Annotated in this window: 14 protein-coding genes and 1 tRNA gene; 12 read left to right on the plus strand and 3 right to left on the minus strand. The window is 74.5% G+C overall.

Features of this window, described 5'->3' with window-relative positions:
- Positions 1-12: 12 nt before the first annotated feature.
- Positions 13-846 (plus strand): 16S rRNA (cytidine(1402)-2'-O)-methyltransferase, encoded by an 834-nt coding sequence (gene rsmI / locus Q6348_RS06150; RefSeq protein WP_304600423.1) that lies wholly within the window; start codon positions 13-15, stop codon positions 844-846.
- Between the two features lie 7 nt (positions 847-853).
- Here the strand turns inward: rsmI and Q6348_RS06155 are convergent, their stop codons facing one another.
- A complete protein-coding gene (locus tag Q6348_RS06155) occupies positions 854-1,438 on the minus strand; it encodes an isochorismatase family protein (protein ID WP_304600424.1) in 585 nt (194 codons plus the stop codon).
- Positions 1,439-1,558: 120 nt separating this feature from the next.
- On the opposite strand from Q6348_RS06155, the gene Q6348_RS06160 reads away from it, so the two are divergent.
- From Q6348_RS06160 to Q6348_RS06205, 10 genes are all read left to right on the plus strand, one after another.
- Positions 1,559-3,901: a lysylphosphatidylglycerol synthase transmembrane domain-containing protein gene (locus tag Q6348_RS06160; RefSeq protein WP_304600425.1), complete on the plus strand. Its 2,343-nt coding sequence runs from the start codon at positions 1,559-1,561 to the stop codon at positions 3,899-3,901.
- 326 nt (positions 3,902-4,227) lie between these two features.
- Positions 4,228-4,551 (plus strand): type IV toxin-antitoxin system AbiEi family antitoxin domain-containing protein, encoded by a 324-nt coding sequence (locus tag Q6348_RS06165; RefSeq protein ID WP_304600426.1) that lies wholly within the window; start codon positions 4,228-4,230, stop codon positions 4,549-4,551.
- Positions 4,552-4,701: 150 nt separating this feature from the next.
- Positions 4,702-5,061 (plus strand): DUF559 domain-containing protein, encoded by a 360-nt coding sequence (locus Q6348_RS06170; RefSeq protein WP_304600427.1) that lies wholly within the window; start codon positions 4,702-4,704, stop codon positions 5,059-5,061.
- Between the two features lie 144 nt (positions 5,062-5,205).
- Positions 5,206-7,023 (plus strand): methionine--tRNA ligase, encoded by a 1,818-nt coding sequence (metG, locus tag Q6348_RS06175; protein WP_304600428.1) that lies wholly within the window; start codon positions 5,206-5,208, stop codon positions 7,021-7,023.
- A 10-nt stretch (positions 7,024-7,033) separates the two neighbouring features.
- Positions 7,034-8,005, plus strand: coding sequence for a TatD family hydrolase (locus tag Q6348_RS06180; protein ID WP_304600429.1), 972 nt, complete (start codon positions 7,034-7,036; stop codon positions 8,003-8,005).
- Positions 8,006-8,164: 159 nt separating this feature from the next.
- A complete protein-coding gene (locus Q6348_RS06185) occupies positions 8,165-9,343 on the plus strand; it encodes a resuscitation-promoting factor (protein WP_304600430.1) in 1,179 nt (392 codons plus the stop codon).
- Positions 9,344-9,583: 240 nt separating this feature from the next.
- Positions 9,584-10,792 (plus strand): resuscitation-promoting factor, encoded by a 1,209-nt coding sequence (locus tag Q6348_RS06190; protein WP_304600431.1) that lies wholly within the window; start codon positions 9,584-9,586, stop codon positions 10,790-10,792.
- A 67-nt stretch (positions 10,793-10,859) separates the two neighbouring features.
- Complete coding sequence (gene rsmA / locus Q6348_RS06195) at positions 10,860-11,738, plus strand: 16S rRNA (adenine(1518)-N(6)/adenine(1519)-N(6))-dimethyltransferase RsmA (RefSeq protein WP_304600432.1); 879 nt, start codon at positions 10,860-10,862, stop codon at positions 11,736-11,738.
- Between the two features lie 34 nt (positions 11,739-11,772).
- Positions 11,773-12,675, plus strand: coding sequence for a 4-(cytidine 5'-diphospho)-2-C-methyl-D-erythritol kinase (locus Q6348_RS06200; protein ID WP_304600433.1), 903 nt, complete (start codon positions 11,773-11,775; stop codon positions 12,673-12,675).
- Positions 12,672-14,453 carry an ABC-F family ATP-binding cassette domain-containing protein gene (locus tag Q6348_RS06205; RefSeq protein WP_304600434.1) on the plus strand — a complete coding sequence of 594 codons (1,782 nt, stop codon included), beginning with the start codon at positions 12,672-12,674 and terminating at the stop codon, positions 14,451-14,453. The genes Q6348_RS06200 and Q6348_RS06205 overlap by 4 nt, the downstream gene beginning before the upstream one ends.
- Before the next feature lie 2 nt (positions 14,454-14,455).
- Here Q6348_RS06205 and Q6348_RS06210 read toward each other — a convergent pair whose 3' ends face one another.
- Complete coding sequence (locus Q6348_RS06210) at positions 14,456-14,944, minus strand: MarR family winged helix-turn-helix transcriptional regulator (protein WP_304600435.1); 489 nt, start codon at positions 14,942-14,944, stop codon at positions 14,456-14,458.
- Between the two features lie 16 nt (positions 14,945-14,960).
- Positions 14,961-15,617 carry a TetR/AcrR family transcriptional regulator gene (locus Q6348_RS06215; RefSeq protein ID WP_304601925.1) on the minus strand — a complete coding sequence of 219 codons (657 nt, stop codon included), beginning with the start codon at positions 15,615-15,617 and terminating at the stop codon, positions 14,961-14,963.
- 106 nt (positions 15,618-15,723) lie between these two features.
- On the opposite strand from Q6348_RS06215, the gene Q6348_RS06220 reads away from it, so the two are divergent.
- Positions 15,724-15,795: transfer RNA gene (locus tag Q6348_RS06220), tRNA-Gln, on the plus strand.
- The last annotated feature ends 66 nt before the right edge of the window (positions 15,796-15,861 follow it).

Here is a 15,861-nt window from a genome sequence, read left to right on the forward strand (position 1 = left end):
TAGGCTGGCGACGTGAGCCCCGTCGTCCTGGCCGCCACCCCGATCGGCGACCCGGGGGACGCCTCCCCACGACTGCGCGCCCTGCTCGCCGAGGCGGACGTCGTCGCAGCGGAGGACACCCGCAAGCTCATGGACCTGGCCCGCCGGCTCGGTGTGACGGTGGGCGGCCGGGTGGTCAGCCACCACGAGCACAACGAGTCCCAGCGGGTCGACGAGCTGCTCGACGCGGTCCGCGCCGGAGGGACCGTCGCGGTGGTCTCGGACGCCGGGATGCCGACCGTCTCCGACCCGGGCCTGGCACTGGTGCGTGCGGCCGTGCGCGAGGCGCTGCCGGTCACGGCCCTGCCGGGCCCCAGCGCCGTGCTGACCGCGCTCGCGCTGTCCGGGCTGCCCACCGACCGGTTCTGCTTCGAGGGCTTCGTGCCGCGCCGACCTGGTGCCCGGGCCGCGGCGCTCGGGGCGCTCGCCGACGAGCGGCGCACCCTCGTGCTGTTCGAGGCGCCGCACCGGCTCACCGCCACGTTGCGCGCCATGGTCGACGCGTTCGGGCCGGACCGGCCCGCCGCCGTGTGCCGCGAGCTGACCAAGACCCACGAGGAGGTCGTTCGCGCCCCGCTCGCGGAGCTCGCGGCCTGGGCCGAGACGTCCGCTCCGCGCGGGGAGATCGTCCTCGTGGTCGGTGGTGCGCCGCACGTCGTCCCCGCCGTGGAGACGCTGGTCCCGCAGGTCCTGGCCCGGGCGGACACCGGGGAACGGCTCAAGGACGCGGTGTCCGCCGTGGCGGGGGACACCGGCGTGTCCAAGCGTGAGCTGTACGAGGCTGCGTTGGCCGCCAGGAAGGGCTGAGCAGTGCTCAGGCGGCGTCGGAGGGGACCAGCTCGGCGCCGGCCTCGGCCATCCGGGCCCGCGCCTGCACGCCGAGCTCCTCGCTCACCGGCACCGTCAGGTCGGTCAGCACGCGGGCGCCGAAGCCCTCGCGCACCGCGTCCAGGGTGGTGTGCAGCACGCAGTGCGACTCGGCGATGCCGACCACGTCGACATCCGTGATCCCGGCGTCGCGCAGCACGGAGCGCAGGTCGCGCGAGTCGCCCGTCGAGCCGTCGAAGCCGGAGTACCCGGCCGAGTACTGGCCCTTGCGGACCGAGGCGTCGGGTGCAAGGTCCGCGAGGGCGGGGTGCAGCTCGGCGTTGGGGGTGCCCGCCTGCCCGTGCGGCGGCCAGGTGTCCACGAAGTCCGGCTCGTCGGGCGGGGTGGCGAAGTGGCGACCGGGGTCGACGTGCCAGTCCTGGGTGGTCACCACCAAGGCGTAGCGGTCCCGGTGCGCGGCGGCGTACCGCGCGATCGCCTCCGCGACCGCGGTGCCACCGGTCACCGCGAGCTCGCCGCCCTCGCAGAACGTGGGCTGGACGTCGACGACGATCAGGGCGCGACGGGTCATGGCTCCAGGGTAGGCGGCCGGCGGGCGCCGATGCAGGGTGCGGGTGCACGGACGAGTCCGCGCCGCTGACGGCACGGTGATGCCGATCCCGCGGCCCTGACCGACCTAGACTCCCGGACCATGGCCACGAGCGGGGTGCAGGTCGTCGACCGCTCGTCCGCGCGGATCCGCAGTGCCGAGGACGCCGCCGGGGCCGCCCTCGCCGCAGCGGGCGTGGTGGTCGTGCTGCTCCTCGCCGTGTACGCGCACGCGACGACCTCGGGTGTGGCACAGGACGTGCAGGGCATCGACGCGCTGCTCGGCAAGCTGCTCGTCGTTCCGGTCGCAGTGCTCGCCGGCGCGGTCGCGGTGCTCGTGCCGGTGACCGTGCTGCTCGACCTCGCCGTCCGACGCTCCGGTCGGCTCGTGGTGGAGACCGTCCTGGGTGGGCTCGCCGGCGTCGCGATCGCCGCCGCGATGGTCGCGGTGCTGCAGGCGGTGGGGAACGACCCGCTCACCCAGGCGCTGACGCTTCCCGGGTCGGCCGTCGTGTCGGTCCCGCTCGAGTGGGCCACGATCGCCGGGCTCCTCACCGTGGCCGGGCCCCGGTCCGTGCGGCGCAGCGTCGCGTGGTCGCAGAACGCCGTGGGGATCACGATCGGAGTCCAGCTGGTCGCCGGCCGGGTGTCGCTGCCGGGCGTCGCAGTCGCGCTGCTGCTCGGGCGCCTGGCGGGCTGCCTCGTGCGGCTCGTCGGCGGGGTGCCGACCGAGCGCGCCTACGGATCGGCACTGGTGGAGGGGTTGCGCCGCGTCGGGATCCAGCCGCGGCGGCTGACCCGGCTGCCGGGTGACGGCGCCCGGACGTACGAGGTCACGACGGACGACGGCGAGCTCGCGCTGCGGGTGCTCGACGGCGACCGGCAGGTCCTCGGTGTGGCCACGCGGCTGTGGCGGTCGCTGCGACTGCGAGGGATCGAAGGGCGCGCCTGGCTGTCGTTGCGGCAGGCCGCCGAGCGCGCCGCCCTGGTCGCGCACGCCGCCCGCGTCGCCGGGGTGCGCACCCCGCTGCTGCTCGCCGTCGGGCAGTCTCAGGACTCGATGCTGCTGGTGTCCGAGCCGGCACCAGGGACCGTGCTGGCCGAGGCGGAGCCGTCCGACGAGGTGCTGGTCGACGCGTGGCGGCAGCTCGCCGCGGCGCACCATGCGGGCCTGGCGCACCGCACGTTGGACGCGGACGCCGTGCGGGTCGACGACCAGGGGCAGGCGTGGCTGCTCAGGTGGGACGACGGCGACCTCGCGGTGCCCGACCTGACGCGCCGCATCGACGAGGCTCAGATGCTCGCGGTGCAGGCGATCGCCGTCGGGGTTCCTCGCGCCCTGCGCGCCGCCCGGGAGATCCTGCCGGCCGAGGAGCTGGCGGCGGTGGCTCCCGTCGTTCAGCCGGTCGTGATGCCGCGGGCGACCCGCGCCGCGCTGCGCGAGCGCGCCGATCTGCTGCCCGCGCTGCGGGAGGCCCTGGCCCAGGACCTCGGGGAGAGTGAGGTCGAGCCCGTCCGGCTGACGCGGTTCTCCCTGGGCACGCTGCTCACGGTGGTCCTGCCGGTGGTCGCGCTGGTGGTGCTGCTGGCGCGGTTCAACGTGGACCAGGTGGTCGCCGCCGTCGAGGGCAGCGACTGGCGCTGGTCCCTGGTGTCCTTCGGACTCGGCCTGGCGACGTTCGTCGGTGCGGCGCTGACCGTCCAGGCGTTCTCACCGGTGCGGCTCCCGCTGTGGCGGGTGACGCTGGTGCAGGCCGGCGGCGCGTTCCTCGCCCTGGCGGCGCCCGCACACCTGGGCGCGGGGGCCCTGAACGTGCGACTGATGGTGCGGCGCGGGGTGGCAGCCTCGCTCGCCGTGGCGACGGTGGCACTGGTGCAGATCTCGCAGTTCGTGGTGACCCTGGCGCTGCTGGTGGTGCTCTCGGTCGCCTCGGGCTCGGCGGCGGCGACGGCGCTGCTGCCCAGTGAGGGGACGCTCGAGCTCATCGCGGCCGCGGTGCTGCTGCTCGCGGTGCTCGGGTTGATCGCACCGCTGCGGCGGTGGGCGCTGGGCAAGATCGTGCCGATGCTGGAGCAGGTGTGGCCGCGCCTGATCGACGTGCTCGGCGAGCCGGGTCGGGTGGTGGTCGCGCTCCTCGGCAACGCGGTGCTGACGGTGGGTTGGGTGCTCGCGTTCGATGCGGCCCTGGCCGCGTTCGGCATCCGGCTGTCGTTGATCCAGGTCGCGGTCATCTACTTCGCCGGCAACCTGGCCGGGTCGGCGGTGCCGACGCCCGGCGGGCTCGGCGGGATCGAGTTCGCGCTGATCGGCCTGCTCACCGCTGCTGGGGTGAACGCCGGGGTGGCGGCCAGCGCGGTGCTGCTGTTCCGGGTGGCCACGTACTGGCTGCAGATCCCCATCGGCTGGGGTGCGATGCGTCTGCTGCACCGCGCCGGCGAGCTCTAGCACGAGCTCGTCGTCGGGTCCGCGTTCCGCCGAGCGGCAGGCGGCCCACGCGGCGGGGAGTCGTGGGAGGCCATCGGGCGACCGGAGGGTGGATGGTCGTGCAGCGCCGCGCGCGTGGGCGCGCCGTCGCCGCGTGGGGCGCCGGTGCTGCACGCCGTCGCCGCGTGGGGCGCCGGTGCTGCACGCCGTCGCCGCGTGGGGCGCCGGTGCTGCACGCCGTGGGCGATGAGTCGTCGCGCTGTCCACGTGCCGCACCGCGGGCCGGTTGCCCACAGCTCCGCGCACCGGCCGCCACCCGACGCCTCGGGGCCGGGCACGGTCGGGCGGTGACGATCGAGGAGCGGGTGCGTGGCCGTGGTGGCGTGGCGCGGTCCGGCGATGTCGCTCGTACCTCCACGGACCGCGCGCGACTCGCCGACGCCGTCCGCGACGGGCGGCTGGTCCGGGTGGCGCGCGGCATCGTGGCCGTGCCCGCCGCGGTCCCCCAGGGCAGGGCACTGGCCTGCGGAGGGTCGTTGACCTGTGTCAGCGCACTCGCGGTGCGGGGCATCCCGCTGCTCGCAGAGCCCGCGGCGCTGCATGTCGCGGTGCCGCGCCGCCGCGGGCCGTCACTCGGCGTCGTCAAGCACTGGGGCGGGGACGCGGAGTAGTCCGGGGTCGCCTCGTTGCCCGCGGCGCTCGTGCATGCCGCTCGCTGCCTGCCCCGAGCCGAGTGGGTCGCGGCGGCCGATGCGGCGGTTGCGCGAGGCATGGACCCGGCACGGCTGCATCGGCCGCGAGCCGCACGGGGCGGGCGTGCCATGGCATCGCTGATCGGCCTGATCGACGCCCGCAGCGGTTCCCTGCCCGAGAGCCTGCTACGCGTGGCGATGCTCGATGCCGGGCTGCCGGTCCAGCCCCAAGTTCTGCTGCCGGGCATCGGGCGCGTCGACTTCCTGGTGGACGGCGTGGTGGTCGAGGTCGACGGCTTCGCGTACCACTCGGGGCGTGCCGAGTACCGCGCCGACCGGCGCCGCGACCGCGAGGCGCACCGGCAGGGCTACGTGGTGCTCCGGTTCACGTTCGAGGAGGTCGTGCACCACCGGGACAGGGTGGTCGCGGAGGTGGCGGCGTTCTGCGGGGTGGCCCTCCCGGCACCGCACGCGGCGAACGACAGGTGAGGGGCTCAGGGCGTCCGGATGGTGGACGGCCGTGCGGCGTGGCACGCGTGGGTCGTCCTTCGCCGCGTGGGCCGCCGGTGGTGCGGCGGCGGATGGGACCCCTGCGGCGCGGGCGGCTGGCGCGCCTCACTAGGATCGGGCCCCATGGCCCACATCCTCTCGGCGGTCGCATGGCCGTACGCCAACGGCCCGCGCCACATCGGTCACGTCGCCGGGTTCGGCGTCCCCTCGGACGTCTTCAGCCGGTACATGCGGATGGTGGGCCACGAGGTGCTCATGGTCTCCGGCACCGACGAGCACGGCACCCCGATCCTGGTCCAGGCGGACAAGGAGGGCGTGAGCGCCAAGGAGCTGGCCGACAAGAACAACGCGATCATCGTCCAGGACCTCGTCGACCTCGGGCTGTCCTACGACCTGTTCACCCGAACGACGACCGGCAACCACTACCGGACGGTCCAGGAGCTGTTCACCACGGTGCACCGCAACGGGTACATGGTCGAGCGCACCACCCAGGCGGCGATCAGCCCGTCGACCGGCCGTACGCTGCCGGACCGCTACATCGAGGGCACCTGCCCGATCTGCCGGTACGCCGAGGCGCGCGGGGACCAGTGCGACAACTGCGGCAACCAGCTCGACCCGACCGACCTGATCGAGCCGCGCAGCAAGATCAACGGCGAGACGCCGGAGTTCGTGCAGACCCAGCACTTCTTCCTCGACCTGCCCGCGCTCGCCGAGGCGCTCGGCGCGTGGCTGGACGAGCGCGAGGCGACCGGCCTGTGGCGGCCGAACGTGATCAAGTTCAGCCAGAACATCCTGGGGGACATCAGGCCGCGCGCGATGACCCGGGACATCGACTGGGGCATCCCGATCCCGCTGGAGGGCTGGCGCGAGCAGCGCAGCAAGCGCCTGTACGTCTGGTTCGACGCGGTGATCGGCTACCTGTCGGCGAGCATCGAGTGGGCGCGCCGGATCGGCGACCCGGACCGGTGGCGCGAGTGGTGGAACGACCCCGAGTCGCTCTCCTACTACTTCATGGGCAAGGACAACATCGTCTTCCACTCCCAGATCTGGCCCGCCGAGCTGCTCGCCTACAACGGCGAGGGGGAGCGCGGCGGGGCGCCGGGGCAGTACGGCCGGCTCAACCTGCCCACCGAGGTGGTCTCCAGCGAGTTCATGACGATGGAGTCCAAGCAGCTGTCCACCTCGCGCGGGCACGTCATCCTGGTCGGTGACATGCTCGCGCGCTACCAGCCCGACGCGCTGCGGTACTTCATCTGCGCGGCCGGACCGGAGACCTCCGACGCCGACTTCACCTGGGCGGAGTTCGTGCAGCGCACGAACTCCGAGCTGGTCGCCGGCTGGGGCAACCTGGTCAACCGCACCGCCACGATGATCGCCAAGAACTTCGGCGAGATACCGCCCGTCGGTGCGCTCGAGCCGGTCGACGAGACCGTGCTGGCCACCGTGCGGGCGGGGTTCGACGCGGTCGGTGGCCTGATCGGCCGGCACCGGCAGCGGGCCGCGATCGCCGAGGCGATGCGTGTCGTGGGCGAGGTGAACAAGTACCTGACCGTCACCGAGCCGTACAAGATGAAGGACCCCTCGCAGCGTGAGCGGCTGGCGACCGTCCTGCACGTCGCCGCGCAGTGCGTGCAGGACTGCAACACCCTGCTGGCGCCCTTCCTGCCGCACTCGGCGAACCGCGTGCACCAGGTGCTCGGCGGAACGGGCGAGCTCATGCCGATGCCGCGCATCGACCACGTCACGGAGCTCGACCCGGGCGACGGCGCGGGCCTGGACCGCTACCCGGTGATCACGGGGGACTACTCGGCGACGCCGGCCTGGGAGTCCCGCCCTGTGGTGCCGGGGACGCCCGTCGCCAAGCCCACTCCGGTGTTCACCAAGCTCGACCCCGCGGTCGTGGACGAGGAGCTCGGGCGGCTGGGCTCGGCCGGGGAGTGAGCCGCCCGCGATGAGTCGCAAGCGCCGCGACCGGTCCTGGCCGCCGGCTCCCGAGCCGCTGCCCAGGCCGCTCGTCGACAACCACACCCACCTGGACCACGTCCTGGAGGTGGCAGACGGGTTCGGCTGGCGCGAGCGATCCGCGGACGGCCCCGGCCAGGAGTGGCTGGGCCGTGAGCCGGTGGCGGCGGATCATCTCCTCCGGGCCGCGGAGGTCGGGGTGGACAGGGTCGTCCAGGTGGGGTGCGACCTGCCGTCGATCGGCTGGACCCGGGAGCTGCTGTCGGGCCCGCCGCTGCCCGGTGCCCGGGTGCTGGGCGCGGTCGCGATCCACCCGAACGAGGCGGTGCTGCACGCCGGGGTGCGCGAGGTCGCGCCCGACGGCCTGGACCCGGCCCCCCGCGCCCATCACGACGTGCCGCTGGACGAGGCGATCGCCGAGGTCGCGAGGGTTGCCGCGGCCGAGCCCCGGATCCGGGCGATCGGCGAGACGGGCCTGGACCACTTCCGGGCCGGCCGGCGCGGCCGTGTGGCGCAGCGTGCGGCCTTCCGGGCTCATGTCGCGCTCGCCAAGGAGCTGGACCTCGTGCTGCAGATCCACGACCGGGACGCGCACGCCGAGGTGGTCGACGTGCTGCTGGCCGACGGCGCACCCGCCCGCACGGTGTTCCACTGCTACTCCGGTGACGGTGCCCTGGCGGAGGTCTGCGCGGAGCACGGCTGGTACCTGTCCTTCGCCGGCCCGGTGGGGTATCCGGCGTCGGACGACCTGCGCGACGCCCTGCGCCGCACCCCGCTGGACCACCTGCTCCTCGAGACCGATGCGCCCTACCTACCGCCGCACCCGTACCGGGGGCGGCCGAACGGTCCGTACCTGGTGGCGGCGACGGCGGCCACGGTCGCCGAGGAGCTCGGCTGGGACCTGGGCGCGCTGTGCGACCGGGTGAGCGCGACCAGCGAGGAGCTGTACGGGCCCTGGTGACGTCCGGGTGAGACTGGGACGGCCCCGGTGGAAGGTCCGCTTCGCCTCTCTTCTGCACGACTCTCGGCCACTCGACGCGCCGACGACTACCACCATCGTGTCCGTTCCGTTACCGTCAGGAGGTCTTGGACTGCCCGCTCCCCTCCGAACGGATACCGAGTGCCTGTGTCGCCCCTGCCCCGACGCCCGCGCGACAGGCGCGCCGGCGTGCGGATCGGGGTGCAGGCAGCGGTGCTGGCCGCCGTCGTCGCCGGCACCACAGGGTTCACGACGTTGCACAAGCAGGTGCTCGTCCAGGTCGACGGGCACACGGTCGCCGTGACGGGTTTCGGCCGCACCGTGGGTGACGTGCTGGCCGGCGGCCACATCGCGGTCGCCGACGGTGACGCCGTGGTCCCTGGGCTGGACCAGGCGGTGGGAAACGGCGACACGATCGTCGTCGAGCACGGTCAGCAGGTGCATGTCGAGGTGGACGGGCAGCGCCGCACGCTGTGGACCACGGCCCGCACCGTGGGCGGGGTGGTCGACGAGCTGGGCCTGCGCGATGCGCGCGCCTCGGCCCTGCGGTCCTCCGCCGTCGGCCGCGGCGTGCTGCGGGTCTCGACCCCCAAGGACGTCCGGGTCGCCGTGGACGGGGCCACGCACGAGGTGCACACGGCGGCCTCGACCGTGCGTGAGGTCCTCGCGGACGCCGGCGTCGTGCTCGGCGCGCACGACCTGGTCTCGGTCCCGTTGGACACGACCGTGGTCGACGGGCTGGTCGTCATGGTCACCAGGGTCACGACCGAGGTGCGCACGAGGACGGTCACGGTGCCGTTCTCGACCGTCAAGCAGGACGACGCCTCGATCATGCAGGGCACGCAGGTCGTGGCCAGCGCCGGCTCCGAAGGGCGCGAGGTGGAGACCTACGAGGCGTACCTCGTGGGCGGGGCCGAGGTCGGCAGGACGGTGCTGACGCGGTCCGTGCTGGCCACACCGGTCGACCGGGTCATCAAGGTCGGGACCAAGCAGCTCCCACAGGTCGCCGCGGTGGCTCCGGGCACGGCGCGCGCGATCGGCCTGCAGCTCGTGCTCGCCCGCGGCTGGTCGCAGCAGGAGTTCGCCTGCCTGGACTCGCTGTGGACGCGGGAGAGCAACTGGCGGGTCGACGCCCACAACGTCTCCAGCGGGGCCTATGGCATCCCGCAGGCCCTGCCGGGATCCAAGATGGGGTCCGTCGGTGCCGACTGGCGGACGAACCCGGCGACCCAGATCACCTGGGGCCTGAACTACATCGCCGGCCGCTACGGCACGCCGTGCGCCGCCTGGGCGTTCTCCAACGCCCACCACTGGTACTAGGAGCGAGCGCGGCCCGGTCTCGACGGACTGTGTGCGCGATCTCCACAGCCCTCTCACACCAGGGGTTTGACACCCTAGGTCACGATTCGGTTACGGTCGGTGTGTCATCCCACGGGTGACCGACCATCGCGATCCACGCGGTGGTGAGACGGCCGGATCAGGGAGTCCGGACCAGCCGCGGGCCGTCGAGCCCATCCCCCCTTCACGACCGGCTGGGCGCTGCGTGCGCACCTTCTCCCTGTGCCCGGATGGAACGACGACAGGAACCTCGTGCGCTTCTCCCTCCGACGCACTCAGACGCAGCAGCCCGCGCCCGACGGCGCGACCGACCTCCCCACTCCCGACGACTCCCGCCGTCGACGCCGTATCCCGATCGTGCTCGCCACCACCGGCGCCCTCGTGCTGGCCGGCGCGGGCGTGGCGTTCGCCCAGGCCCACAAGACCGTCACCCTCGACGTCGACGGTCAGCGCGAGCAGGTCTCCACGTTCGCCGGCACCGTCTCGGGCCTGCTCGGCGACCAGGCCGTGACGATCGGCACGCACGACGCACTGACGCCGACCGCCTCCACTGCGCTGTCCGACGGGGCCACGATCGTGGTCCGGCACGCGCACCGCGTGCAGGTCAGCGTGGACGGGGCGACCAGCACGGTCTGGTCCACCGCCCTGTCCGCCGCCGACGCGCTCGGCGCCCTCCAGGCGCGCGGCTCGGACGTCGCCCTCGTGCCGGCGCGGTCCACCACCGGCCGGGTCGCGCTGCCGCTGCGTCTGGCCGCCGCGGGTACGGTCGACGTGCTCGCCGACGGCTCGACCTCGACGGTGTCGGCGACCGGGGACGTGGCGTCCGCGCTCGCGGCCGCGAAGGTCAGCGTCGGCCCGCGCGACCGCGTCCTGGTGCACACCGTCGACGGCCGGCTGACCGTGCAGGTCCAGCGCGTCGTGGTCGAGGACAAGACCGAGACGTCGCCGGTGGACTTCTCCACCACGACCCGCAAGACGTCGGCGCTGTACACCGGCCAGAAGCGGACCGTCCGCAAGGGCGAGCCGGGGGTGCGCACCGTCGTGTACCGCGTGACCACCGTGGACGGCAAGGAGACCGAGCGCACCAAGGTCAGCGACGAGGTCACCCAGGCTCCGGTCGACGCGGTGGTCGAGGTCGGGACCAAGGCTCGCCCGGCCCGACCCGCCCCGGTGGTGAGCTCGCCCGTCGGCGGTGACGTCTGGGCGGCGCTGGCCCAGTGCGAGTCCGGCGGCAACCCGCGGGCGGTGTCCTCCAACGGGCTCTACTACGGCCTGTACCAGTTCACGGTCGGCACGTGGCAGGCCATGGGCGGCTCGGGGCTGCCCTCGCAGGCCTCGCCCGCCGAGCAGACCGCACGCGCCAAGGCGCTGCAGGCGCGGTCCGGCTGGGGCCAGTGGCCCGCGTGCTCGCTCAAGCTCGGCCTGCGCTGACGGCACCCGTTCGACGGCCCGGTCCCGCTCGCGGGGCCGGGCCGTCGCGTCCCGGTAGGTTCGTGGCGTGACCGACCCCCTGCTGGGCCCCTCCGCGGTGCGCGCGCTCGCCGCGAGCATCGGCGCGCGGCCCACCAAGACGCTCGGGCAGAACTTCGTCGTCGACCCCGGCACCGTGCGACGCATCGTGCGGACCGCGCGGGTCGCGCCGGGCGAGCGCGTCGTGGAGGTGGGCCCGGGGCTGGGCTCGCTCACCCTGGGGCTGCTCGAGGCCGGTGCGTCCGTGGTCGCCGTCGAGATCGACCCGGTGCTCGCGACCCGGCTCCCCGCCACGGTCGCGGAGCGGCTGCCGGAGGCCGCAGATCGGCTCACCGTGGTCGGTGCGGACGCGTTGCGGGTCACCGAGCTGCCCGGCGCGCCGCCGACCGCGCTCGTGGCCAACCTGCCCTACAACGTGGCGGTCCCCGTGCTGCTGGCGTTCCTGGAGCGGTTCAGCACGCTCCGGCGCGGTCTGGTGATGGTGCAGGCCGAGGTGGCCGACCGGCTCGTGGCCGGTCCGGGCTCGCGCACCTACGGTGTCCCGTCGGTCAAGACCGCGTGGTACGCGCACGCTCGCCCCGCCGGCGTGGTGGGGCGGGCCACGTTCTGGCCGGTGCCTCGGGTCGACTCGGCGCTGGTCGCCTGGGACCGGCACGAGCCCCCGCCCGGCGACCGTGATCAGGTGTTCGCGCTGGTCGACGCCGCGTTCGCCCAGCGCCGCAAGATGCTGCGGGCCGCCCTTGCCGACGCCGCCGGGTCCGGTGCGGTCGCCTCCGCGGCTCTGACCGCCGCAGGGGTCGATCCGACCGAGCGTGGTGAACGGCTCGGTGTCGAGCAGTTCGCGGCGGTCGCCCGGGCGCTCGCCGACGCGGGCGTCGTGGTCGCGAGCCGGCGCCCGAGGTCGTGAGCGTGGCCCTCGTGGACGTGCCAGAGTGGGGCGCGTGAGCATCCCCGACGCCGTGACCGTCCGTGCGCCAGGCAAGCTCAACCTGAGCCTCGGCGTGGGTCGCCGACGCCCGGACGGCTTCCACCCGCTGGCCACCGTCTTCCAGGCGGTCTCGGTCTACGAGGAGGTCACCGCGACGGCCGCCGACGCCATGAGCCTCACGGTGGAGGGCGCCGACGCGGACCGTGTCCCGACGGACGAGTCCAACCTCGCCTGGCGCGCCGCGCTGCTCGTGGCTCAGGACGTGGGCATGGAGCCCCTGGTGCGGCTGCACGTGCGCAAACGGGTCCCGGTCGCGGGCGGGATGGCCGGCGGCTCAGCGGACGCCGCCGCGGCGCTCCTGGCCTGCGACGCGCTGTGGGGCGCCGGGCTCAGCAAGGACCGCCTCGTGGAGCTGGCCGCGGAGCTGGGGTCGGACGTGCCGTTCGTGCTGCTCGGGCACACCGCGGTGGGCACGCAGCGCGGCGACCTGCTCAGCCCCGCGCTGTGCCGGGGGCGCTACCACTGGGCCCTGGCCACCCGGCGCGCGGGCCTGTCCACAGCTGACGTCTACCGGCGGTTCGACGAGCTCGTCGACCCGGGGACGCGGGACCCGGAGCCCGACCGGGACCTGCTCGTGGCGCTGCGCGCGGCGGACCTGGCCGCCGTGGGCCGCTGTCTGGGCAACGACCTGCAGGCGGCGGCCCTGGAGCTCGCTCCGGAGCTCGAGCGGACCCTGGACGCGGCGACCCGGGCCGGGGCGCTCGGCGCCGTGGTGACCGGTTCGGGCCCCACCGTGGCGGCCCTCGGGCGCAGCCGGCGGCACGCGACCGAGCTGGCCACGGCGATGCGCGCGGCCGGCGAGGCCGACCAGACGCTCACGGTCGTCGGGCCTGTGGCGGGGGCTCGCGCGCAGTGAGCCACCTGCTCGGTCTGGACGCGGTGGGCCTCGCGGTCGGCACCCGCACCCTGCTGGACGGGCTGAGCCTCGGCCTGGACGACGGCGACCGGGTGGGCGTGCTCGGCCCCAACGGCGCGGGCAAGTCGACCCTGCTGCGCATCGTCGCACGGCGCCAGGAGCCCGACGTCGGCCGGGTCACGCACGTCGGCGGCCTGCGGGTGGGACTCCTCGACCAACGCGACCCGGAGGTCGCGGGCACGGTGCTGGACCTCGTGCACGGCTCCGCTGCGGAGCACACCTGGGCGTCGGACGCCGCGGTGCGCCAGGTCCACGCCGGTCTGCTGGCCGACGTCGACCTGGGCGCCCCGGTCTCGACGCTGTCCGGCGGCCAGCGGCGTCGCGTGGCACTGGCCGCGCTGCTCGTGCAGCGCCCCGACGTGCTGCTGCTGGACGAGCCCACCAACCATCTGGACGTCGAGGGCGTCGCGTGGCTCGCCGACCACCTGGTCCGTCGGTACTCGGGCACCGGTGCGCTGGTCGTGGTGACGCACGACCGGTGGTTCCTGGACGCGGTGTGCACCCGGACCTGGGAGGTGGTGGGCAACGGCGACGTCAGCCCGCTGGACGGCGGCTACGCGGCGTGGGTGCTGGCCCGTGCCGAGCGGGCCCGTACGGCCCAGGTCACGGCGGAGAAGCGCGCCAACGCGCTGCGCAAGGAGCTGGCCTGGCTGCGCCGAGGCGCCCCGGCGCGCACCAGCAAGCCGCGCTTCCGGCTGGACGCCGCGGCGGCGCTGATCGCGGACGAGCCGCCGCCGCGGGACGCCCTGGAGCTGACCCGTCTGGCCACCGCCCGGCAGGGCAAGGACGTGCTGGACCTCGAGGGCGCCACGATCGGCTACCCGAGCGCACCGCCGCTGCTGACGGACGTGACCTGGCGGTTGGGCCCGGGCGAACGCTGGGGCGTGGTGGGCGTCAACGGCGCGGGCAAGACCTCGCTGCTGCGCGTGCTCGACGGCTCGCTCGCCCCGGTGCGCGGCCGGGTCAAGCGTGGCAAGACGGCCGTGGTCGCGACGCTGTCCCAGGACGTCGCCGAGCTGGACGCACTCGGCGGTCTGCGCGCCGTCGAGGTGGTCGAGCGGGAGCGCCGTCGCACCACCGTCGGCGGGGCGGAGCTCACGGCCGCCCAGCTCGTCGAGCGACTCGGCTTCACCCGGGAGCGCGCGTTCACCCCGGTGCGGGACCTGTCCGGCGGCGAGCGGCGCCGGCTCGCCCTGCTTCGCCTCATGGTCGGCGAGCCGAACCTCCTGCTGCTCGACGAGCCGACCAACGACCTCGACACCGACACGTTGGCCGCCGTGGAGGACCTGCTGGACGGCTGGCCCGGGACGCTCGTGGTGGTCTCGCACGACCGCTACCTGCTGGAGCGGGTGTGCGACCGGCAGGTGGCCCTCCTGGGTGACGGCGCCCTGCGCGACCTGCCCGGGGGAGTCGAGCAGTACCTGGAGCTGCGGCGGCAGGCGGCCCAGGAGCAGGCCGCACCGGAGCCGGAGCAGGACCGTCAGTCCGGGCGATCCGCCACCCCCGCGCAGTCGCGCCAGGCGCGCAAGGACCTGGCGCGGATCGAGCGGCGTCTGGACCGGTTGGCCGGCGAGGTCGAGCGGCTGCACGTCGCGATGGTCGACAGCGCCGTGGACCACGAGGCGTTGCTGGCGCTGGACGCGCAGCTGCGCGAGCTCGAGGCGGAGCGTGAGCGCCTCGAGGAGGAGTGGCTGGCCGCGGCCGAGGCCGCGGGCTGACGTCAGGCGTCGAAGGGCGCGACGAGCTCGCGCAGCAGATCCGCGAGCCGGGCGCGCTCGGCAGGCGGCAGAGCGCCGAGCAGGGACCGCTCGACGTCCAGCAGGTCGGCCATCGCGCCGTCCACGACGGTGCGGCCGGACGGCGTGAGGCGGACCAGAACGCCGCGCCGGTCGGCCGGAGCAGGACGCCGCTCGACCAGACGGCGTGCCTCGAGGCGGTCGATCCGGTTGGTCATGGTGCCGCTCGTCACCAGGGTCTGGGTCACCAGGGCGCCCGGGGAGAGCTCGTACGGCTCGCCAGCGCGGCGCAGGGCGGACAGCACGTCGAACTCCCACTGCTCCAGGCCGTGCCCGTCGAAGGCCCGCGCCCTGGCCAGGTCGAGGTGCCGCGCCAGCCGGCTGATGCGGGACAGCACGGCCAGCGGCGCCACGTCGAGGTCGGGGCGCTCGCGGCGCCACGCCTCGATGATCCGGTCGACCTCGTCGATCACCGTCGGCCCGCCGGGCTCACGACGTCCGCCCGTCCCGACCGGTCGCTGCGCGCCCGTTGCCGCGCACCGCGGCAGGCATCGCACCGCGCAGGGTCGGGCTGCGCTGCAGGCCGGCGAGCCCGTTCCAGGCGAGGTTGACCAGGTGGGCGGCGACCTCGGCCTTCTGGGGCTTACGGGCATCCAGCCAGTACTGACCGGTGAGCGCCACCATGCCCACCAGCATCTGTGCGTAGATCGGCGCGGTCCGGGCGTCCAGGCCGCGCCGGGTGAACTGGTCCGCGAGCAGGTGCTCGACCTGCATCGCGACGTCGCCGATCAAGCTGGAGAACGTCCCGGTGGACTGGGTGACGGGGGAGTCGCGCACCAGGATCCGGAAGCCGTCCGTCGAGGACTCGATGTAGTCCAGCAGAGCCAGTGCGGTGCGCTCGACCAGCACCTGGGGGTGGCCGCCCGCCTCGAGAGCCCCGGTCAGGGCTCCGGTCAGGGCCTGGATCTCCCGGTCGACGACGACGGCGTACACGCCCTCCTTGCCGCCGAAGTGCTCGTAGACCACGGGCTTGGAGACTCCCGCGCGGGAGGCGATCTCCTCCACGCTGGTCTGGTCGAACCCCTTCTCCGCGAACAGCCGGCGCGAGACGTCGAGCAGCTGCTCGCGTCGCTGCGCCGCCGTCATGCGGGTCCTAGGGGTGCTGGCCACCCGCCCATCATGCCGTGACCGGGTGGCACCTGCTGGCAGACTGGCCCGGCGGCACCGTGCTCCGACGGGCACCGGGTGCCGGTCCGCCCTGGTGTAACGGCAGCACGCAGGCCTTTGGAGCCTTGCGGTCCAGGTTCGAATCCTGGGGGCGGAGCCGCGTGCGAGGCCCCGCGGTCTCCGAGCCCGCGACGCGACGGTAGAGTGGCCGCGGCCGTCCTCG

This window comes from Actinotalea lenta, assembly GCF_030586465.1.
In the GTDB taxonomy this organism is placed as follows: domain Bacteria; phylum Actinomycetota; class Actinomycetes; order Actinomycetales; family Cellulomonadaceae; genus Actinotalea; species Actinotalea lenta.